General features: G+C 61.8%; 15 protein-coding genes and 5 pseudogenes. 12 read left to right on the top strand and 8 right to left on the bottom strand.

Annotated features, from left to right (window positions below):
* The first annotated feature begins 66 nt into the window (after positions 1 to 66).
* From OMP38_RS01230 to OMP38_RS01210, 5 genes and pseudogenes are all read left to right on the top strand, one after another.
* A pseudogene (locus OMP38_RS01230) lies at positions 67 to 940 on the top strand (3-hydroxyacyl-CoA dehydrogenase family protein).
* Positions 937 to 2,161 (top strand): annotated as a pseudogene (locus tag OMP38_RS01225) (acetate/propionate family kinase). The pseudogenes OMP38_RS01230 and OMP38_RS01225 overlap by 4 nt, the downstream one beginning before the upstream one ends.
* Positions 2,154 to 2,879, top strand: coding sequence for a DnaD domain protein (locus tag OMP38_RS01220; protein ID WP_277563546.1), 726 nt, complete (start codon positions 2,154 to 2,156; stop codon positions 2,877 to 2,879). The pseudogene OMP38_RS01225 and the gene OMP38_RS01220 overlap by 8 nt, the downstream one beginning before the upstream one ends.
* A 48-nt stretch (positions 2,880 to 2,927) precedes the next feature.
* The gene (locus OMP38_RS01215; protein ID WP_277563545.1) at positions 2,928 to 3,311 is read left to right on the top strand and encodes a hypothetical protein; all 384 of its coding nucleotides are present in this window, start codon (positions 2,928 to 2,930) and stop codon (positions 3,309 to 3,311) included.
* 122 nt (positions 3,312 to 3,433) lie between these two features.
* The gene (locus OMP38_RS01210) at positions 3,434 to 3,826 is read left to right on the top strand and encodes a DUF2500 domain-containing protein (RefSeq protein WP_199408932.1); all 393 of its coding nucleotides are present in this window, start codon (positions 3,434 to 3,436) and stop codon (positions 3,824 to 3,826) included.
* Positions 3,827 to 3,902: 76 nt separating this feature from the next.
* Here OMP38_RS01210 and mtnB read toward each other — a convergent pair whose 3' ends face one another.
* The 7 genes and pseudogenes from mtnB to OMP38_RS01175 all read right to left on the bottom strand — a co-directional run bounded on the left by mtnB (position 3,903) and on the right by OMP38_RS01175 (position 11,446).
* A complete protein-coding gene (gene mtnB, locus OMP38_RS01205; RefSeq protein WP_277563544.1) occupies positions 3,903 to 4,541 on the bottom strand; it encodes a methylthioribulose 1-phosphate dehydratase in 639 nt (212 codons plus the stop codon).
* A 4-nt stretch (positions 4,542 to 4,545) separates the two neighbouring features.
* Positions 4,546 to 5,187, bottom strand: a complete 642-nt coding sequence (locus tag OMP38_RS01200; RefSeq protein WP_277565130.1) for a 2-hydroxy-3-keto-5-methylthiopentenyl-1-phosphate phosphatase — start codon at positions 5,185 to 5,187, stop codon at positions 4,546 to 4,548.
* Positions 5,188 to 5,232: 45 nt separating this feature from the next.
* Positions 5,233 to 6,457 (bottom strand): annotated as a pseudogene (locus OMP38_RS01195) (2,3-diketo-5-methylthiopentyl-1-phosphate enolase); the annotation flags it as partial.
* Positions 6,458 to 6,566: 109 nt separating this feature from the next.
* Positions 6,567 to 7,436, bottom strand: a complete 870-nt coding sequence (proC, locus tag OMP38_RS01190) for a pyrroline-5-carboxylate reductase (RefSeq protein WP_277563543.1) — start codon at positions 7,434 to 7,436, stop codon at positions 6,567 to 6,569.
* A 56-nt stretch (positions 7,437 to 7,492) separates the two neighbouring features.
* The gene (locus tag OMP38_RS01185) at positions 7,493 to 8,740 is read right to left on the bottom strand and encodes a glutamate-5-semialdehyde dehydrogenase (protein ID WP_277563542.1); all 1,248 of its coding nucleotides are present in this window, start codon (positions 8,738 to 8,740) and stop codon (positions 7,493 to 7,495) included.
* A complete protein-coding gene (gene proB, locus OMP38_RS01180) occupies positions 8,737 to 9,855 on the bottom strand; it encodes a glutamate 5-kinase (protein ID WP_277563541.1) in 1,119 nt (372 codons plus the stop codon). Before proB ends, OMP38_RS01185 begins: the two co-directional genes overlap by 4 nt.
* A 411-nt stretch (positions 9,856 to 10,266) precedes the next feature.
* Positions 10,267 to 11,446, bottom strand: a pseudogene (locus OMP38_RS01175) (aminotransferase class I/II-fold pyridoxal phosphate-dependent enzyme).
* 219 nt (positions 11,447 to 11,665) lie between these two features.
* Here OMP38_RS01175 and OMP38_RS01170 point away from each other — a divergent pair.
* Positions 11,666 to 12,469, top strand: coding sequence for a carbon-nitrogen family hydrolase (locus OMP38_RS01170; protein WP_277563540.1), 804 nt, complete (start codon positions 11,666 to 11,668; stop codon positions 12,467 to 12,469).
* Here OMP38_RS01170 and OMP38_RS01165 read toward each other — a convergent pair.
* Positions 12,466 to 13,389 (bottom strand): LysR family transcriptional regulator, encoded by a 924-nt coding sequence (locus OMP38_RS01165; protein ID WP_277563539.1) that lies wholly within the window; start codon positions 13,387 to 13,389, stop codon positions 12,466 to 12,468. The two genes, OMP38_RS01170 and OMP38_RS01165, sit on opposite strands and share 4 nt — an antisense overlap.
* Before the next feature lie 123 nt (positions 13,390 to 13,512).
* Between OMP38_RS01165 and leuC the strand changes: the two genes are divergently transcribed.
* The 6 genes and pseudogenes from leuC (at position 13,513) to OMP38_RS01135 (ending at position 20,113) form a co-directional block, all read left to right on the top strand.
* Positions 13,513 to 14,934 (top strand): 3-isopropylmalate dehydratase large subunit, encoded by a 1,422-nt coding sequence (gene leuC, locus OMP38_RS01160; protein WP_277563538.1) that lies wholly within the window; start codon positions 13,513 to 13,515, stop codon positions 14,932 to 14,934.
* A gap of 18 nt (positions 14,935 to 14,952) precedes the next feature.
* The gene (gene leuD / locus OMP38_RS01155) at positions 14,953 to 15,561 is read left to right on the top strand and encodes a 3-isopropylmalate dehydratase small subunit (RefSeq protein ID WP_277563537.1); all 609 of its coding nucleotides are present in this window, start codon (positions 14,953 to 14,955) and stop codon (positions 15,559 to 15,561) included.
* A gap of 225 nt (positions 15,562 to 15,786) precedes the next feature.
* Positions 15,787 to 15,999, top strand: a pseudogene (locus tag OMP38_RS35440) (stalk domain-containing protein); the annotation flags it as partial.
* 67 nt (positions 16,000 to 16,066) lie between these two features.
* Positions 16,067 to 16,399, top strand: coding sequence for a stalk domain-containing protein (locus OMP38_RS01145; protein WP_338130461.1), 333 nt, complete (start codon positions 16,067 to 16,069; stop codon positions 16,397 to 16,399).
* Positions 16,400 to 16,478: 79 nt separating this feature from the next.
* Entirely contained in the window at positions 16,479 to 17,363 is an 885-nt protein-coding gene (locus OMP38_RS01140; RefSeq protein ID WP_277563535.1) for an N-acetylmuramoyl-L-alanine amidase, read from the top strand.
* 41 nt (positions 17,364 to 17,404) lie between these two features.
* Positions 17,405 to 20,113: an S-layer homology domain-containing protein gene (locus OMP38_RS01135; protein ID WP_277563534.1), complete on the top strand. Its 2,709-nt coding sequence runs from the start codon at positions 17,405 to 17,407 to the stop codon at positions 20,111 to 20,113.
* The last annotated feature ends 111 nt before the right edge of the window (positions 20,114 to 20,224 follow it).

The following is a 20,224-nucleotide window of genomic DNA, read 5'->3' as shown; positions in this document are numbered from 1 at the left end:
GGGTATGTTAATATGGGAAAGTCAGGTTGGATGCAGAACGTGCAATCGGGGGAAGGGGAACGGCGGATGTTTCGGACGATCGGGGTAGTAGGGGCGGGGACGATGGGCCAGAGCATCGCGGAGATGCTCGCCGCCAAAGGGCTGGACGTTCATATGACCGACAGCTCCGGCGCGCGCCTGAAGCAGGCGCAGATCGCGCTCGAAAAAAATCTCGACCGTCAGATCGAGCGCTGGGCCATTACGCAAGCGGAGAAAAAACTCATATTGAACCGGATCCATGCCGAGCCTTCGCTAGAACATCTCGCCGAGTGCGATTTGATCATAGAGACGATCAGCGAAGATCTGGAAAGCAAGAAGTCGGTTTTCCAGCAGCTGGACGATATTATACCCGAGGGCCGCGTGCTGGCGAGCAATACGTCGACGCTCAGCCTTACCGAACTGGCCAGCGTGACCAAGCATCCCGAGCGGGTGATCGGCATGCACTTCGTATATCCGGCGTTCCGCATCGATGTCGTGGAGATCGTGCGGGGCTTGCAGACGTCGGACGACACGTACGAGCGGACGAAGGAATTCATCGAGCGGGACCTGTCCAAAAAAGGGCATCATGGTGTTCGAGTCGCCGGGCTTCGTGACGACGCGGCTCATCTGCCTGCTCATCAACGAGTCGCTGAACGTGCTTCAGGAGGGGGTGGCCTCGCCGGAGGATATCGACGCGGCGATGCGCATCGGATACCAGTTTCATTACGGCCCGCTCGAGATGGCGGATCGGTTCGGCCTGGACTCGGTATGGGCCGCGCTCGACCGGATGTTCAGGGAATACGGCGAGCTCAAGTACCGGCCGTCGATCCTGCTTAAGAAGAAGGTTCGCGCAGGCCAGCTCGGCGTGAAGACGGGACAAGGCTTCTTCAAGTATACGAAGGACGGTGAGCGCCAGCCATGAACGTGCTAGTCATCAACGCGGGAAGCTCCTCGCTGAAATACCAGCTGTACGACATGAAGACGGAAAACGTGCTCGCCAAAGGCCGCGTGGAACGGATCGGCATGGAGTCGTCGATTCTGACGCACGAGGTCGAAGGTCAGCCGGAAGTACGCGAAGTCAGCGAGATTCTGGAGCATACGACGGCCGTCCGCAAGGTGCTCGACATGCTGACGCACCGCCGCTTCGGCGTGCTGCGCAATATCGACGAGGTGCAGGCCGTCGGCCATCGGATCGTGCACGGAGGGGGAGACGTTCAGCGAGTCGGTGCTGATCGACGCGGACGTCAAGTTGGAGGTTCGCAAGCTGTTCGACCTGGCGCCGTTGCACAATCCGGCCCATATGATGGGCATCCTCGCCGTGGAGACCAACCTGCCGGACGTTCCGCAGGCGGTCGTATTCGATACGGCTTTTCATCAGACGATGCCCAAGACCTCGTACTTGTACGCGATTCCGATGGTGCTCTACCGCAAGCATCAGATCCGGCGCTACGGCTTCCACGGGACGTCGCACGATTACGTGAGCAAGCAGGCTGCCGAGTACCTGGCCAAGCCGCTTGAGGAGCTGAAGATCGTCAGCTGCCATATCGGCAACGGCGCGAGCTGCACGGCGATACTGGGCGGCAAATCGTTCGATACGAGCATGGGCATGACGCCGCTCGAGGGGCTCATGATGGGCACGCGCAGCGGCGATCTGGATCCCGCGATCGTGCCGTACGCGATGAACAAGGAAGAGCTGACGCTGTCGGAGGTCAACTCGATGCTGAACAAGCACAGCGGGCTGATCGCGATTTCCGGCATCAGCAGCGACATGCGCGAAGTCGTGCAGGCGATGAACGAAGGCAGCGAGCCTGCGAAGACCGCGTTCGAGATGTACGTCTACCGCATCCGCAAATATGTCGGCGCGTACGCGGCCGCGATGAACGGCATCGACGTACTGCTATTCACGGCCGGCGTCGGCGAAAACTCGGACGTGCTTCGCAAGGCGGTCTGCGAGGGTCTGACGTTCCTCGGCATCGAGCTCGACGACGCGCGCAACCGGGTCCGTTCCGGCGAATCGCGCAGAATCTCGACGGATGCCTCCAAGGTCGAGGTACTCGTCGTGCCGACGAACGAGGAATTGCTTATCGCGCGCGACACGTACAGGCTCGTGAAGGCGGCCGAGGAGGCTGCGGCCGATGAGTGACGCCGGCGGCATGGCGGCCAGCCTGGCCGAAGCCTACATGGACGGCGCGGCCAGCATTCCTTACGCGCTGCTGCGCGTCTACCGGATGCTGGGGCTGTCCGACACCGACTGCATGCTGCTGATCCAGGTCGTCGCCTTCAGGCAGCTGGAGCAGAACGATTTTCCGACGATGGAGCAGCTGCAGCAGCGGCTCGGGGCATCGGGCGCCGTCATCGGCGAGTCGCTGCAGAAGCTCATCCGCCGCGGCTTGATCGCGATCGACGAGATGAGCGACCCGGTGTCTGGCATCAGGGCCGAGCGCTACAATCTGGCCGGCCTCTTCCAGGCGATCGCACAACTGGTCGTGTCGGGAGAAGCCCCTGTTCGGGCTGCGGGGTCCCAGACGCCGTCCGCCATTCAGGGAGCCGCGGACTTCGCGGCCGGAGCCCGTTCGGTCCCGGAGGACGGTCCGCACGCGGAGACGGTCAGCCTGTTCGCCGTATTCGAGCGGGAGTTCGGGCGTCCGATCTCGCCGATGGAGGCGGAGACGATCGCCGGCTGGCTCGATCAAGACAAGTATGCGGAAGAATTGATCTTGTTCGCGCTCAAAGAATCGGTGTTTGCGGGCAAGCTATCTTTTCGATACATGGACAGAATATTGCTCGAATGGAGCCGCAATCGGGTCCGCAGCGTAGAGGACGCAAGGGCGCACGCCCAGCGCTTCCGTACCGGGCGCTGACCGAGGGGGCAGGCCGTTCGACCAGATGACAAGAAGGAGCATGCGACGATGGAAAAGCCGCTTTATCAAAAATTGTATTACAAAACGGGGAGGGCGCTCGTATACGGGGCGCCGGAGGGCTTCGACCTCGGCGTCGACGTCGAGACGCAGGCGGAGGGCAGATTCGACTTTGTGCTCGTGTTCGTCAAAAACACCGAGGACGTCCTGAAAACGCTGCCGAAAATCATCCCGCTGCTGCAGCCGGACGCCGTCTGCTGGATCTCGTATCCGAAGCAATCCGCCAAGGTTCAGACCGATTTGAACCGCGATCTGCTGTGGCGGATCATGGAGACCCGGACCGATTACCGCGTCGTCAGCAATGTCGCGATCGATGTCGTCTGGTCGGCGCTCCGCTTCCGCCACGTCAGCAAGATCAAGTCCACGAAGCCTTAAGGGACGGGTTTCCGATCCTTCAAGGCGGTTCCGTTTTTTTCAGTTAAGTTTTCGGACCGAGCCGCGTACATATAGGTATAAGCGGCTAGGCCGGCGACAGGAACTGAGAGGAGCGGATCGATTTGGACATTTTGGGCGAACTGCAGGTCATTCTTCCGGTTCTGTTCTGCGTGGTACTCGGCATCATCGCGATCTTCGGCGTCCGTAGCATCGGAGAGTGGAGCCACAACAACAAGCAGCCGCTGTTGTCCGTCGCCTCCCGCGTCGTCTCCAAGCGTTCGCTCGTCCATTATCGCCATCATCACGACGACGGCATCTCCCATCACCAGTCGGATACTTATTACTACGCGACGTTCGAGCTCTCGGACGGCGCCCGCATCGAATTCAAGATGAGCGGCGGCGAGTACGGCCTGCTGGCGGAGCAGGATGCCGGCATGCTGACTTATCAGGGCACGCGCTTCTACGGCTTCGAACGGGAAAAGGACAGGGGCTTGCGTCTCGTCGGCAGGTCGTGAGCGAATCTCATACAAAAAACAAGCCCGCGCTTCCGGGAAGGAAGGCGGGCTCTTTGCATGCGCGGTAGCCAATCGGTCAGCGCTTCAGCAGCGCCATCCGGTATACGTATTCGAACAGAAACTCGAACGCCTCCAGATGCTTGCGCGCTTCGAACGCGTCGCGGCCCCAGGCATAGATGCCGTGTTTGCGCAGAAGAATGCCGGGGATCCGCTTGTCCAGACGATCCTTGACCTCCGGCACGATGCGCGGAATGTCGGCGAAGTTGGAGACGATGGGCACGTCGATGACGGCTTCTTCGTCCCAGATGTTGAACGCTTTGATCAGTTCGACGCCTTCAACGGGGACGGCGCGCCGCTCCCAGAACAGCTCGGAGACGATGCTGTTGAACACGGAGTGAATATGGAAAATGGCGCCGCAGCCCGTCTGGCGGTAAATCTCGCAATGAATCAGCGTTTCCGCGGAAGGCTTGAGCCGCGTAGCCTCGATCGGCGCGCCCGACTGATCGACGAGCAAAAAGTCCTCCGGCGTCGACGCAGCCTTGTCCTTGCCGCTCGCCGTGACCGCGAATGCGAAGCTTCCCGGCTCGAAGCCGCCGACCCGCATCGACAGATTGCCGCTCGTCCCGGGGAACCAGCCCCGGGCGGCGAAGTCCGATTTGACCGCGTCCAGTTCGCGGTATACCCGCTGCTTGTCTTCAAGTAAAATGTCGCTCATCGAATTACCAATCTCCTTCATCCAAATGTCTGACGACGTCGTGGAACGTCTCGAACGGTATATGCGGAAGTCCCAGCTCGGCGCAGCGCTCGGTCAGGTGGGAGCGGGAGAACACAAGATCGACCAGCTTCGCCCCCGCAAAATCCGTCACGCTGTCTCCGATGAGAATGCGCGTATATTGTTCTTTCGGAAAACGGCGAATGACCGTTGTTTTGCACATGCCGCAATCGTTGTCGCACGCGCCGTCGCAGGCATGCGGCCACAAAATCTCGATACGCTCTCCCTCGAAGCTGCTGCCGTTGCAATAAATATGGTCGAGCGGAATCTCGAAAGGCGCGAGCATCGGATAGACGAAAAAGTCGATGCCGCCGCTCGTCACGTAAAACTCGACGCCGCTCGCCTTGCACCAATCGAGCAGCGATTGAAAGCCGGGCCGGATGCCGGCCGTAGACAGGATGTAATCGGTGATCTCCTGTCGCCGGGCGGAAGGGATCAAGGCGAACATCTCGCCGACGCCCTGGCGCACGGACTTGCGCAGCGCGACGATGTCATCGACGATCGGCCGCCAGCCGGGCGGATCGAACTGCTTCATGACGGCGACGATATTGTCGCTGAGCGTGATCGTGCCGTCGAAGTCGCAGAACAAGACGGGCGGCTTGTTGAAGGTTCGCTTGCTCAAGGGCGGCGCACCCCCCCAGCGCTCGATCGCGAGCTTCAACTGCTCGCGGTCGCCGCCGGCGGACGCATAGGCTTCAAGGTCCTGGCCGGCGAGCACGGCGTCGATCGCCTGGCGGAAGGCTTGTCCGCCGGCGGCCGCGCCGAGCGGATGGCCGTGGACGCCGCCGCCCGCATTGACGACGACGTCGCGTCCGAAGTCGTGGACGATGAGCGGTACCAGGCCGGGATGAATGCCTGCGGACGGTACCGGCAAGACTGCTTTTTGAGGCAGCGCATCGTTTACGAGTGCGTCCTGGACCGCCAGGTTCTCGGCCTTCGGCATGACGACGGAGCCGTAAGGCGAAGGGAAGAGGGACAGATCCGCGCCGGCGATCCGGATGAGGGTGCCGAGCAGGACGGACGCGGAGATTCCGTAGTGCGGCGATGGATAATAGGCACCGGCCATCGCCGGATGTGCCGCGATGGGGACGTTGACCGCCGGATCCGCAGCCAGCTCGGCCAGCGCGTCGAAGCCGTACGCCAGCACGTTGAACAGCAGGCCGTTGACGCCGGCATCGATGGCCCGCAGCGCGTTTTCGCGAAGCTTGGACGTCGGTCCCGTCAGGTTGGCGAAGTAGATCAGCTTCTGGCCGGTGACGGATTCGGCTTCGCGCGCGGCGGACATGCACGCCTCCACGCGGCGCTCCAGCGGCGTGAGCGGATTTTCGAACAAAATCTCGTCGTCCTTGATCAAGTCGACGCCGCCGAGCGCCTGCTGGAGGAACTGCTCTCGCAGGCCGGACAGGTCGTATCCGATGACGGATTTGAAAATGCTCATGAGGAGCGGACGATCGTTCACGCCTAGATATGCCCTGACGCCTTCGAGTCCGAGCTTGGGACCGGGGAAGGCGGAGAGGAACTCGCCGGACGGCTTCAGACCGGTCAGCTTGATGCGGCCGTCCATCGACAGCTTGCCGAACACGGTCACGAGCAGGGCCGGAATGTCCCGGCTGAAGTTGACGTCGGGATATTCGATCGTAATGTCGGCGTAGCGCTCGCCGGGCCTCGCGCCGTCGGGTTCATGCGTCTCGACGGAGACGACCCGCCCGAGATGCTTCTCCATTTTTTGCTTGGCCACTTCCGGCAGCTCGGTCCAACTTCCGACGGTTAGGCCGACGGCGATGCCTTCGGCTTTTTTTGGCGAAGTCCGCCTTGTCGTCGAACAGGCGATAGGACGCCTGGCTCATGTTCACGCTCATTTCGCGATACCTTCTTTCTGTTAACAGATGCTGTAGATGCTGTAGATGCTGTTGAAATGGTTGAGAATTCGCGTCCCGTAATTGGGAGGCGACATGCGGAGACGGCCCATCAACCGCCTAACGCCTCTTCGGCGATCGCGCGTCCCAGCTCGCCGGCGCGCGCCGCGCAGCGATCCATGGCGGCGGAGAACGCTTCGTCGACGCCAAGCCGCTGCAACGTTTCGATCGCCGCCTGGGTCGTGCCGTTCGGCGAAGTGACTTTGCGGCGCAGCTCGGCCGGCTGCTCCCCGGTAATCCGAACCATGTCCGCCGCGCCGCGAACCGTCTGCACGGTCAGCTCGCGCGCGGCTTCGGGGGTGAGGCCTTGTGCGACGCCTGCGGCGATCATTGCTTCCATGACGTAGTAGATGTAGGCGGGGCCGCTGCCCGACACGGCGTTTACCGCATCCATCAGACGCTCTTCGACGACCTGCGCGATGCCGACGGCGCCGAACATGTCGAGGGCGAGACGCTGCGCGTCATCCGGCAAGCCTTCGGAGAAGGCGATGCCGGTCGCGCCGAGTCCGATGCTGCTGGACGTGTTGGGCATCGTCCGCACGACGGGCTGGTCCGCGCGGGTCAGCTGGCGGATCGTATCGATCGATAGGCCGGCGATGACCGAAACGATCAGTTGCTCCGCGCGCAGCGCAGGCGCAAACGCCTTCAATGCCGCCGCGGCATCTTTTGGCTTCATGGCCAACACGATGACGTCCGCGGTGAGCAGCGCGTCTTGCCTCGCGGCTTCGCTGTCCGCGGTCAATACGCCATAGCGTCCGCGAAGCTCGGCGAGCCTTTCTGCATTCGACCGGTTGAACACCGTGATGTTGCCGGCTGGCGCAGCCCCGGTGTCCACGAGACCGCGTATAATGGCTTCTGCCATCGAACCTGCGCCATAAAAACATATTTTAGAATGGGTGAGTATGTCTTGCGTCGCATTCATCGATGTTCGTCTCCAATCCTTTATTTAACGTCATTAATGGTTAATGAACCAAATGGTTATCCGCGCGTCTGTCCGTTACCCCGGATCCGGTATTTGGTCGAGGTCAGCGCGGGCAGTCCCATCGGTCCCCGCGCATGAAGCTTCTGGGTGCTGATGCCGATCTCGGCGCCGAAGCCGAACTCGAAGCCGTCGGTGAACCGGGTAGAGGCGTTGTGATAGACGGCCGCCGCGTCGACCTCTTGCAGGAAGCGGTCGGCGTTCGCCTGATCCTCGGTCACGATGCATTCGGAATGCTTCGTGCCGAACCTGGCGATATGCGCCAGCGCTTCGTCGAGATCGCCCACGACGCGAACGTTCAATATAAAGTCGTTGTATTCGGTCGCATAGTCTTCGTCCGTCGCTTCGATCGCCCAAGATACGCGGGCTCTTGCGGCAGCATCGGCGCGCAGCTCGACGCTAGCCCGGCGAAAGCTGTCGGCCAGCCGCTCGAGATGCTTGCCCGCGAAGTCCGCGTGGATCAGCAGCGTTTCCATCGAATTGCAAACGGAAGGGCGCTGGATCTTCGCGTTCAGCGCGATTGCTTCGGCCATGTCATAGTCGGCCGTCGCGTCGACGTAGGTGTGGCAGATGCCCGCGCCGGTCTCGATGACGGGCACGGTCGCGTTTTCGACGACGTTGCGGATGAGCGCCGCGCCGCCGCGCGGAATAATGACGTCGAGGAGGCCGTTCAGCTTGAGCATCTCGTTGGCCGAAGCTCGGCTCGCGTCCTCGACGAGCTGCAGCGCGTCCTCGGGTACGGCGCTTTGGCGCAGCGAGCCGCGAAGGGCGGCGACGATGCGCTTGTTCGATTCGAGCGCCGCGGATCCGCCGCGGAGCACGACCGCATTGCCCGTTTTCAGGCATAGCCCGGCGGCGTCCACGGTCACGTTCGGCCGCGCTTCATAAATGATGCCCACGACGCCGATCGGTACGCGCAGCTGTTCGATCCGAAGGCCGTTCGGCCGTTCGAACGCGGCGATCGTCTCGCCGACCGGATCGGGCAGGGCGATGACCTCGCGCAAGCCTTGCGCGATCGCCTCTATGCGTTTGTCATCGAGCCGCAGCCGGTCGAGGAGAGACTCGGACGTGCCGCCTGCCCGTCCGCGTTCGATGTCGATGACGTTGCCGGCGATGATATCGTCCCGGTTCGCGACGAGCGCGTCCGCCATTAGAGCGAGCGCTTCGTTCTTTTGCGCCGTCGTCAGATTGTTCAAGGCCGCCGTCGCCGTACCGGCCGCGATCGCTTTGTTTCTCGCTTCGCTCATGATCCTTTCGCCTCCTTGGGTACGTATGTGGTGACCCATTCGTCTCTGTGTATGATCTCGATGCGCCCGACTTCTACGCGTCGCGCGGCTTCTTCGCTCGACAGTCCGGCCACCGCGGTGATCTGCCAGGCGTCATAATTCGATACGCCGCGCCCGAGCGTTCGGCCGCCGCTCACGACCTCGACCACGTCGCCGGGGTGGAATTCGCCCTCGACATGCGTGACGCCCGCTGGCAGCAGGCTGCGTCCGCCGTTCAGCAGCGCCGCTTCGGCGCCGGGGTCGACGAAGACGCGGCCCTGGGGGACCGACAAGAAGCCGATCCATTGCTTTTTCGCGGGCAGCGAGTGAAGGGAAGCCGCGAAGTAGGTGCCCTTCCCGCGGCCTTCGACGGCAGCGAGCAGATCGCCCGGTTCGGTCGAGCGTCCGACGAACGTCGGCACGCCGCCGCCCATGGCGATGCGCGCCGCTTCGATCTTGGACCGCATGCCGCCCGTGCCGACCGACGAGCCGGCGCCGCCCGCGATCCGGTACAGCTCCTCGGAGATGACCTCCACGCGGTCGATGCGCACGGCCGAAGCGTCCTTGCGCGGATCGGCCGTGAACAGCCCCTCAATGTCAGTCAGAATATACAGGCCGGTCGCCTTTACGAGATTCCCGACGAGCGCGGAGAGAGAATCGTTCTCCCCGAATTTGATCTCGTCCACGGCGACGGTGTCGTTTTCGTTAATGATCGGCACGACCCCTTGGCGCAGCAGCTCCTCGATCGTGCGCTGCGCGTTTTGCGCGCGCTGTCGCTGGCTGAAGTCGGGCCGCGTAAGCAAGATTTGCGCGGCGGCGATGCCGTAGGGCGCGAACGCCTCCTGATAAGCCTGCATCAGCAGCGCCTGGCCGACGGCGGCTGCCGCCTGCTTTTCGTGCACGAGCTTCGGTCTGGCCTCGTAACCGACCGCCCGGTAGCCGGCCGCGATGGCGCCCGAGCTGACGAGCAAAGTTTGCACGCCCTGACGGTGAAGGGCAGCGATCTCGGCGGCGAAGTAACCGAAGCTTTGCCGATTAAGCCCGCCGGATTCGCCCGCGAGCGAGCTGCTGCCGATCTTGACGACGATGCGACGCATCCTTACCGCTTCCTTTCCTTATGCATGATCGAGCTTTTGCGCGTAAACCGCTTAAACGCAAGCAAAAAGGCCCCCGTCCTGTTCAAAGGACGAGAGCCTGACTCCCGCGGTACCACCTTCGTTGACGCTCCCTGCCGCGAAGGCGAAGAAAACGTCCGCTTGAACGCCCGGTAACGGCAGGCTCCGTCCGGCTCTTCGCCGGCCGCTCGGGGATGGGGGAAGGAGGGCGACCGCGCAAATTCTCCCAGCCAATGGAATTTGCTCTCTGATCGGCGCGAATTTCCTTCGTTTCCCGTCATAGCGTTTAATGGAGGACGGAGGCAGCGCCATGGCTGGCGATGCCGGTTGGTTTAAGAATAGCACGGCCCTACGCCCTTGTAAAGAAAGCGAACGTCCGGCAGGCGGATCGGCTCAGCGGAACAGCCCGAGCCGTCCGATACGCGCGGCGGCTTCGCGGAGCCGTTCTTCCGACGCCAGCAATCCGAGGCGGACATAGCCTTCGCCGTGCGTGCCGAAGCCGATGCCCGGCGCGACGACGATATCGGCTTCTTCAAGCAGCAGGTTGGCGAAGGAAGCGGAATCGTGGCCCTCCGGCACCGGCAGCCAGCAGAAAAACGAGCCGTCGGGCTTCGGCGCGTGCCAGCCGTGAGAGGCAAGGGCGTCGTAAAGCGCGTCGCGGCGGCGTTCGTAGACGGAGACGAGGTCCGCCACCGCCTGCTGCGGGCCGGTCAACGCGAGCGCGGCCGCTTCCTGGATACCGCCGAAAAGGCTGCAATAGTAGTGGTCCTGAATCAGGTTGAGCAGCTCGATGATCTTGCTGTTGCCAAGCGCGAAGCCGACGCGCCAGCCGGCCATGTTGTACGTTTTGGACAGCGTATAGAACTCGATGCCGACCTCCTTGGCGCCCGGCGTCTCGAGGAAACTCACGGGTCGGCGGCCGTCGAAGCCGATCGCCCCGTAAGCGAAGTCGCTCGCCACGACGACGCCGTGCCGCTCCGCGAAGCGTACCGTGTCCGCGTAAAATTCAGGCGTCGCGACGGCAGAGGTGGGATTATTCGGATAATTGAGGAACATGAGCTTCGCGCGAGCCAGATCTTCGGCCGGAATCGCCTCGTAGTCGGGCAGGAAGCCGTTTTTCGCGAGCAGCGGCATCTGGCTCATTCTCGCGCCAGCAAGCGCGACGCCCGACCAGTAATCGGGATAGCCGGGATCGGGCACAAGACAGACGTCGCCGGGATTGAGCAGACACTGGCTGATCTCCACGAGGCCGGTCTTGCCGCCGAACAGGATCGCGACTTCGCTAACGGGATCGAGCTTGACACCGTAATCTTCTTTATAACGCTTCGCGACGGCTTCCTTCAAAAAAGGGAAATCCGCGAAACGGCGGATATTTGTGGTACAGCGGATTTTCGGCCGCTTCCTTCAGTTTATCGACGATATGCGAAGGGGTGGGCAGATCGGGATTGCCCTGGCCGAGGTTGATGACGTCGCGTCCGGTCGCGGCGCGGGCGTTCGCCCTGCCGACGAGCGCGGCGAAAAATTGCTCCGGCAGCCCGGCCATGCGGTCCGCGGGTTGTATGGAGATGGACATGAGACAGCTTCACGCTCCGTTGCTTTCATAGAGTGCTTTTCGTAAGGGTCACAAAGTTGACTATACAATCTACGTAGACCAAAGCACAAGGGGTTGAGTAGGACAATCGGAAAAGAAGGAAATGTCGCTTCTTGTCCGGCTGCCGCGAATCGGTTACGATGAGGCTACCTGAAGGCTCGGGCGCGATCTCGAGCCGTTTTAATGAAGGAGCGATCAGAAATGAACAACAAGCTGAAGCTGGCTCTCATCCAAATGGATATACATGCCGGATATCCGGACGATAATTTCGAACGCTTGGCGGCGCTGCTGGAGCGAGCGGCGGGCGAAGAGAGCAAGCCCGACGTCATCGTCGTGCCGGAAATGTGGAACACGGGCTACGAGCTGGCGCGCATTCGCGAGATTGCGGACGCGGAGGGCGCGCGCACCATCGACTTCATCTCCTCGTTCAGCCGGAAGCACGGCGTGAACGTGGTGGCGGGCTCGGTCGCGGCCAGCCGCGCCGCCCTCGGCGGGGGCGTCACCAACACCTTTTACGCTTTCGACCGCACGGGCAGCCAGATCGCGGAGTATGCCAAGATTCATCTATTCAAGCTGATGGACGAGCATCTGCATCTCGAAGCAGGCGAGCGGCCGGGGCGGTTCGAGCTCGAGGGCGTGCCGGCCGGCGCGATGATTTGCTACGACATCCGTTTTCCGGAGCTCGCGCGCAAGCTCGCGCTGGACGGCGCGAAGGTGCTGTTCGTGCCGGCGGAATGGCCGCATCCGCGCCTGCACCACTGGCGGACGCTGCTCCAGGCGCGGGCCATCGAGAACCAGATGTACGTCGTCGCCTGCAATCGCAGCGGCACGAGCGGAGAGACGCGGTTTTTCGGCCATTCGATGGTCGTGGACCCGTGGGGCGAGATCGTCGTCGAAGCGGGCGAGGAAGAGACGATCTTGCGCGCCGAGATCGATTTGTCGCTGACGGACGAGGTTCGCGGGAGAATCCCCGTCTTCGAAGACCGCAGGCCGACGCTCTATTAAGAGGATGCGCCCTCGGCTCTGGAGGGTTCCAGCTTGCGCATCGTATCCCGGAACGTCGAGATGAACGCCTCGGCCGCGTTGGACAGGTACCTGCCTTTGCGGTAGGCGATGACAAGCGTTCGCGTCGGCCGTCCCTTCAGCGACAAGTAGACCGGCTGGAGGCCGTCGTGCTCCCTGCGCGTGATCATCTGCGGGACGAAGGCGATGCCCATGCCGGCGGCGACGAGCGATTGCACCGTCTCGATATTGGTGCTCTCTACGGCGACGCGCGGATCGAAGCCCGCCTGGCGGCAGAGGCCGACCGCGATCGCGCGGAAGCCCTGGCCCTTTTTAAGCATGACGAACGCCTCGTCCGCGAGCGCGCCGACGTCCGCCTCGGCCGCGCCGTTCGCCGCCAACCGATGATCCCGGGGGACCGCGAGGCAGATCTCTTCCTCGAGGATCGGATCGTAGGCGAGGGTCGGTTCGACCAAGGGCAGCGTGAGCAGGCTGACGTCCGTGCCGCCGCTCGCGGTCAGTTGTTCGAGCGTGGCCGAAGCCTCCTCGACGAGCGCGATCTCGATGTCGGGGTAAGCCTCGCGGAACGCGGGCAGCACGTGCGGCAAGATGTGCGAGCCGGTGATCGGCAAGGTGCCGACGACGACGCGGCCTTTTCGCAGGTCGGCGATATCCTCCATCTCGCGCCGCAGCTGCTCGGTCATATCAACGATCCGCTGGGCCTTTTCTACGAATACCGTTCCGGCATGGGTCAGCTCGACGCTGTTGGTCGTCCGCTTGAACAGCAGCACGCCGAGCTCCTTCTCGAGCTTGGACAACTGCTGGCTGAGCGAAGGCTGCGCGATATGAAGCTTTTCGGCGGCGCGCGAGAAATTCCGTTCGGCGGCAATTTGAATGACGTAATGAAGCAATCTGAATTCCATGGAAGTTTCTCCTTATTCGATTGAACTATCAACTTTATAGATATTATATCTTGGAACAATGATAGAACCAATGTTATTATAGAATCATTCTAGACGAGGATATCTACACGGGGTGAATGTAAAATGAGCAAACAAACGATGTTCGAGAAAATTTGGAACAATCACGTGATTCATTCGGAAGCGGGCAAGCCTAGCATTTTGTATATCGATCTGCACCTCGTTCACGAGGTTACGTCTCCGCAGGCGTTCGAAGGCCTGCGCATGACCGGCCGCAAGGTTCGCCGTCCCGACCTGACGTTCGCGACGATGGACCACAACGTGCCGACCAAGGATCGCTTCAATATTACCGATCCGATCTCCAAGCAGCAGATCGACACGCTGACGGCCAACGCCGCCGAATTCGGCGTCAAGCTGTACGACCTGAACACGATCGACCAGGGCGTCGTTCACGTCATGGGCCCCGAGCTCGGCCTGACGCATCCGGGCAAGACGATCGTGTGCGGCGACAGCCACACCTCGACGCACGGCGCGTTCGGCGCGCTGGCGTTCGGCATCGGCACGAGCGAAGTCGAGCACGTGCTCGCGACGCAGTGCCTGCAGCAATCCAAGGCGAAGACGATGAAGGTCAACTTCATCGGCAAGCGCCCGGCCGGCATCACGGCGAAGGATCTCATCCTCGGCCTGATCGCCAAGTACGGCACCGACTTCGCGACCGGCTACGTCATCGAGTACACCGGCGAAGCGATCACGGGACTGACGATGGAAGAGCGCATGACCGTCTGCAACATGTCCATCGAGGGCGGCGCCCGCGCCGGCCTGATCGCGCCGGACGAGACGACGTTCAACTACCTGCGCGGCCGCGAATACGCGCCGCAAGGCGACGACTTCGACCGCGCCGTCGAGCAGTGGAAGGCGCTGGCGACGGACGAAGGCGCCGTCTACGACGCCGAAGTCGACCTTGACGTCGCTTCGCTCGTGCCGCAAGTCACCTGGGGCACGAGCCCGGGCATGGGCACCGGCATCACGTCGATCGTGCCTTATCCGGAGCAGCTGCCGACCGAAAACGAACGCAAAGCCGCCGAAAAGGCGCTCGAATACATGGATCTGGCGCCCGGGACCCCGATGTCGGAGATTCCGATCGACTACGTGTTCATCGGCTCCTGCACGAATGGCCGGATCGAGGATCTGCGCGCCGCTGCTTCCGTGGCCAAGGGCCATAGCGTGAGCCCGAACGTCACCGCGATCGTCGTGCCGGGTTCCGGCCGCGTCAAGATCCAGGCCGAGAAAGAAGGCCTGGACAAGATATTCACCGCCGCAGGATTCGAATGGCGCGAAGCGGGCTGCTCGATGTGCCTGGCGATGAACCCGGACGTTCTGCAGCCCGGACAGCGCTGCGCGTCGACGTCCAACCGCAACTTCGAAGGCCGTCAGGGCCGCGGCGGACGCACGCATCTCGTGTCGCCGGAGATGGCTGCGGCAGCGGCGATCAAGGGCAAGTTCACCGACGTCCGCAACTGGGAATTCAAGTCCGAAGTGACGGCTTAAGAGGGGAGACATACGCATATGCAACCATTTATCAAATCCACGGGTCTCGTCGCGCCGGTCGACCGCGTGAACGTCGATACCGACGCCATTATCCCTAAGCAATTCCTGAAGCGCATCGAGCGCAGCGGCTTCGGCCAGTACCTGTTCTTCGAATGGAGATTCGACGAGCAGGGGGCGGTTATCCCCGAGTTCAACCTGAACAAGCCGCGCTACCAAGGATCTACGGTCCTGCTGTCGCGCGCCAACTTCGGCTGCGGCTCCTCCCGCGAGCACGCGCCTTGGGCGATTCTCGACTACGGCTTCAACGTCATTATCGCGCCTTCTTACGCGGACATCTTCTACAATAACTGCTTCAAGAACAGCATTCTGCCGATCAAGCTGAGCGAGGAGCAGGTCGACGACCTGTTCAAGCGCACCGAGGCGAACGAGGGCTACAAGCTGACCGTCGACCTGGAGAACAAGGTCATCACCGACGATCAAGGGCTGAGCATCCCGTTCGAGCTCGACGAGCACCGCCGCCAATTCCTGCTTCAAGGACTGGACGATATCGGTCTCACGCTGCAGCATGCGGACGAGATCGCAGCATACGAAGCCAAAAACGAAAAGAGACTGGCGAACGTATTTTAATCGCCGATTTGGAACGCTATATGGGTCTTCTTTCCCGGGTCGACACTTTTCGGGAAAGAAGGCCTTTTTTTTCCGCTTTAACTCGCAACTTTTGACATTGCCCGGCGTCTAAATTAGGGTGGACAAGCCAAAAAAGCGCCCCTTCCGCTAGAAAGGTCTGCTTAGGACTTTTTTAGCGGAAGCGCCGCTTTTGGAACGGCCCAATCATTGACACCGAGGTGAAGCATGAGGTACTGGATTTCCCTGATTTTTGTCGTATCGATGCTGTTAACGGCCGCCGGTCTCGCTTCGGCGGCGACCGTCACGCCCCAGTTGATTCTGGACGGCGTCGTATTGACGCCGAAGGAACCGCCTGCCTTGATCGACAGCCGCGTCATGCTGCCGATCCGCACCGTAACGGAGAACCTGGGGTTCACCGTCAAGTTTGATAACGCGACCAAGACGGTCACGGTTACGAACGGGAATTCGGTCATCGCCATGACCGTCGGCAGCAAAAAAGGCGACCATCAACGGCATCGAGAGCCAGCTCGAGGCGGCGCCCATTATCAAGCAGACGACGCCCCAGACGGCCACGACGATGGTACCCCTCATCTTCGTGAAGGACAACTTCGGCGCGGATATCGTCTGGGACAACAAGACGAAGTCCGCGTTCATCTACACGTCCAAGGCCGATTCAGGCGGAACGTCGGGCGGGACGAACGGGGCAGGCGCCGGCGGAAGCGGCGACAATTCGTCCGGCGGCGGCATGATCGGCGTCGTCGACGAGGATCCGCCAGCGACGGACGGTTCCACGGGGGGGCGGCAACGGCACGGCAGGCGGAGACACGGGCACGACTGACGGAGGCACCGGCACGACGGTCGCCGACCCTAACGCGAGCCTCGCTTACATTCACGGTATCCGCTTTGAAAACGAAACCGTGATTTTAAGCTACGAGGGTACGGTCCAGCCGGTCGTCACCTCGCTCACCGGGCCGGACCGCATCGTAGTCGACGTACCCAAGTCCGATTTCGCTTCGGACTTCGGACAAAATCTCGTCGTGAACGGTACGACGGCGAAGAGCGGCGTCTATCCCGTAGCCGGGCATCCCGTGCTTACGCAGGTACGCTATTCGCTGTTCCAGAGCAACCCGAACGCCCTGCGTTTCGTGCTTGACCTGAGCAGCGCTTACGGCTACGAGGTTCAAAACGACGCCTCGGCGGGCGAACTCAAAATCAAGCTCAGCGCGGACGCGGTGCCGCCGGTTAACGAAGTGCCGCAAAACAAGGTATACACGGTCGTGCTCGACGCCGGACACGGCGGATCGGACTCCGGCGCGATCGGCGTCAGCGGAAAGTACGAGAAAAACTTCAACCTGGCCGTCATTTTAAAGGTACAAGCGCTGCTAGCGACCGATGCCCGCATCAAGATCGTGATGACGCGATCGGCGGATACGTTCCCTTCGCTTAGCGACAGGTATAACCTGGCCAACTCGGTCAAAGCCGATTTGTTCCTGTCCGTTCACGCGAACAGCAACACCAAAAATACGGTCAGCGGCACCGAAGTTTACTATACGCGCGCGGAAAGCGTTGCCTTCGCCAACGTCGTCAAACAGTACGCGACGCCGGCTACGGGATTGGCGGACCGCGGCGTCATCCAGAAGAGCTTGGCCGTCACGCGGGAGACCAAGATGCCGGCCGTGCTGTTCGAAGCCGGATATCTGTCGAACGCGACGGAAGAAAAGAAGCTGTTCACCGAGGACTTCCAAAACCGCACGGCCGCCGGCCTCGCCGCAGCGGTCAAAGCTTATCTTAATTTAGCGTGACGGCCGGCGAGTCCGGCGCGCGCGATCGGGGAGATCACACGATGTCGCTCAAACCACGTAAATGGCTATTATCCATTCTCCTGCTGGCGCTGCTTTGGTCCGGCGCCGCAGCGGTCGGTTCTGCACCGACCGCTTCCGCGGCCTCCAAGACGCCGTTCACCGACGTCGTAGCCGGCCACTGGGCGGAAAAGCATATCGCCAAGCTGGCGCTCCAAGGCTTGATCGCGGGCAAGGGCGGTAATCTGTTCGCGCCGAACGACAGCGTCAAGAGACAGGATGCGGTCATCATCGCGATTCGCTTCCTCGGCCTCGAACAGAAGGCGCTGGATTCCGGCGTTGCCGCTTTCCCGAGTACGTTTAACGTCAGCTCCTACGCCAACCTGTACGTTAGCTACGCGCTGAAGGAAGGACTGCTTAACCGATCCGAAGAGTTCGCGCTCGCCGAAGCCGAGCCCAAGGTCAATTGGGGCGAAGCGCCCGCGACGCGCGAATGGATCGCGCGGCTGCTCGTCCGCACGATCGGCAAGACGGCGGCTGCCGGCACGACTTCCTTCGCCGACAACGCCTCGATCGACAAGGATTTGGTCGGCTTCGTCAAAGCGGCCGTCGACCTGGATCTCGTGAAGGGACTTAGCGGCAATAAGTTCGCGCCCAAGGGCGTCGTGACCCGGGCGACGGCGGCGACGCTGTTCAGCCGCGCGGAAGCCGCGAAGCAGGTCGCTTACCCGAAGCAAACGACCGGCATGCTGCTCGGCGCCGACGCCAATGCCGTCACCGTGCTGCAAGCGAACGGCACGGCGACGGCCTACACCGTCGGCATGGGCACGATGTATTCTCGTCTCGACAGCGAAGCGCTCACCGCGCAAGACGCGCTTAAAGTTTACGGCACGGTAAACGTTATCGCGGCCGCGGACGGCTCGGCGGCGTACGTCGAACAAGTAAGCGATACGCCTCAGGTTAAGACGGTGCAGGGCAAGCTCGTCGTCGTGAGCGCTTCGAAGTCCGCCATTACGCTGCTTAGCGGCGAAGACGTGCAGTCGTACGCGTACGATCCGGCTCGGCTGCCGTCCGTAACGGACGCGGAGAACAACAAGGTCGCGCTTGCCGATCTGCCGGAAAACGCGGATCTCACGCTTACGATCGATACGTACACGCAATCCGGCAAGGTCCTCGCAGTCAAGACCGGCCAATCGTCCGTCGCGAAGTCCGGCACCGGCACGGTGATCGGCGTCGATACGGTCGGCCGCAAGCTCGAGATCAAGGACAACGCCACATCGATCGCGGATACGCGGGCGCTTGACGCCAACGCGGTGCTGCGAACGGTCAGCGGCGTGCCGGCGGCGATCGGCGACATCAAGGTCGGCGATACGGTCTCCTACGAGATCAAAGGCGGCCTTTATACGAAGGTGACGGTCACGAAGAGCGCCGTCGCGGCTAGCGCGACGGGGACGCTGTTCAAGATCGATACGACCGCGCAGACGATCCAATACAGAATCGCCGGCGCGAGCGACATCATCGGCAAGGAATACGTTGCCGGCGTCGCGGTCAAAATCTCGGGACTGAACGGCGCGACGCTGGCGGATCTGTATCCGGGCGACGCGGTCACGCTGACGCTGAACGCGGAAGGCAAGGTCACCGCGGTCGAGGCGACGGGACGGAGCGTTCAGGTCCAGAACGGGCTGATCGTGTCTTCTTACGATTACGACGCCAAGGTGCTCATCCTGAAGGATGCCGCAGGCAACGTCAAGACGTTCGCGCTCGGCTCCGGCGTCCGCTACGATTTGAACGGCACGACGATTTCCGCGGACGCGGGCACGGGCATGCTCTATAAAGGCCGCAAGGTCGATATCGGCTATTCGGGCAGCAACATCGTCTCCATTTCTTTCGTCGCCCAGTACAAGGGAACGGTGTTGGCAAACAACACGACGACGAAGACGCTTCAGCTTTTGCTGGACAACAACTCGACCGTGACGGTGCCTTACACTTCGCCGACCGTCGAGATATACGGACAGACCAACCGCACCTACGCGGACATCAAGGCGGGCGACAAGATCGTCGCGCTGCTCGACGGTGGCCAAAACTACGCGGTCGGGCTGCAGGTCGTGAAGACGGTTCAGTTCGAAGTCGTATCCGTCGACGCGGCCGCCGGCAAGCTCAAGGCCAAGGCTTCCGACGGCTCGGTCGCCGAATGGACGGTCGGCAGCGGCTTCGCGCTTCAGGACGCAAGCGGCAACGCGGCGCAGCTGTCCGGCTTTGCCGCCGGGACGTTGCTTAACGTAACATTGCAGGGCGCGACGCCAACGCTGGCCAAGATCGTGCCGTCGACGTTCGGGCGGGTCGTCGCGATCGATACGGCCGCAGGCACGATCGACCTTCGCGCCGGCACCGGCGCCGCCGTGAAGCAAACGGTCGGCGTGACGCCGCTCGTCGTGCGCAATGGCGTATCGTCCAACACGCTGTCCGCGATTCAGCTGGACGACCGCGTCGAGCTTCGCAAGGACGAGAACGATCGCACGATTCTGAACGTCGTGACGCCGGTCAGCAAGACGTACTGGCGCACGGACAAGACGACGAACACGTTTTATTATCAGAAAGAATCGCTGAGCGACGACAACTACTCGGTCGCGCTCTCCCCGCAAGCGTACATTCACCAAGGCGATACGCTGATCACGACCGACAGCCTGAACTTCGGCGATCCGATCAACGTATACGTCCTGCGGGGCAAGGCGATCGAGATCGTGAAGCCTTAACGAACGACTTTATCGGAATGTAATCGCTAGACGAAGGACGGCTCCGCTTATCGGCGGGGCCGTTTTTCTTGTCGAAACGCCGAACTTCCGCTACACTGAAAGTTAATGCTT

Source organism: Cohnella ginsengisoli, from assembly GCF_029525555.1.
In the GTDB taxonomy this organism is placed as follows: domain Bacteria; phylum Bacillota; class Bacilli; order Paenibacillales; family Paenibacillaceae; genus Cohnella; species Cohnella ginsengisoli.
Note: the sequence above shows the minus strand (reverse complement) of the source record. Positions and strands in the feature narration are given on the sequence as shown.

Bases quoted from the DNA above. Each gene is read 5' to 3' on its own strand.
- OMP38_RS01220 (WP_277563546.1), top strand. From the start codon at position 2,154: ATGAGTGACGCCGGCGGCATGGCGGCCAGCCTGGCCGAAGCCTACATG.
- OMP38_RS01215 (WP_277563545.1), top strand. From the start codon at position 2,928: ATGGAAAAGCCGCTTTATCAAAAATTGTATTACAAAACGGGGAGGGCG.
- mtnB (WP_277563544.1), bottom strand. From the start codon at position 4,541: ATGAGCGACATTTTACTTGAAGACAAGCAGCGGGTATACCGCGAACTG.
- proC (WP_277563543.1), bottom strand. From the start codon at position 7,436: ATGAATGCGACGCAAGACATACTCACCCATTCTAAAATATGTTTTTAT.
- OMP38_RS01185 (WP_277563542.1), bottom strand. From the start codon at position 8,740: ATGAGCGAAGCGAGAAACAAAGCGATCGCGGCCGGTACGGCGACGGCG.
- proB (WP_277563541.1), bottom strand. From the start codon at position 9,855: ATGCGTCGCATCGTCGTCAAGATCGGCAGCAGCTCGCTCGCGGGCGAA.
- OMP38_RS01170 (WP_277563540.1), top strand. From the start codon at position 11,666: ATGAACAACAAGCTGAAGCTGGCTCTCATCCAAATGGATATACATGCC.
- OMP38_RS01165 (WP_277563539.1), bottom strand. From the start codon at position 13,389: ATGGAATTCAGATTGCTTCATTACGTCATTCAAATTGCCGCCGAACGG.
- leuC (WP_277563538.1), top strand. From the start codon at position 13,513: ATGAGCAAACAAACGATGTTCGAGAAAATTTGGAACAATCACGTGATT.
- leuD (WP_277563537.1), top strand. From the start codon at position 14,953: ATGCAACCATTTATCAAATCCACGGGTCTCGTCGCGCCGGTCGACCGC.
- OMP38_RS01135 (WP_277563534.1), top strand. From the start codon at position 17,405: ATGTCGCTCAAACCACGTAAATGGCTATTATCCATTCTCCTGCTGGCG.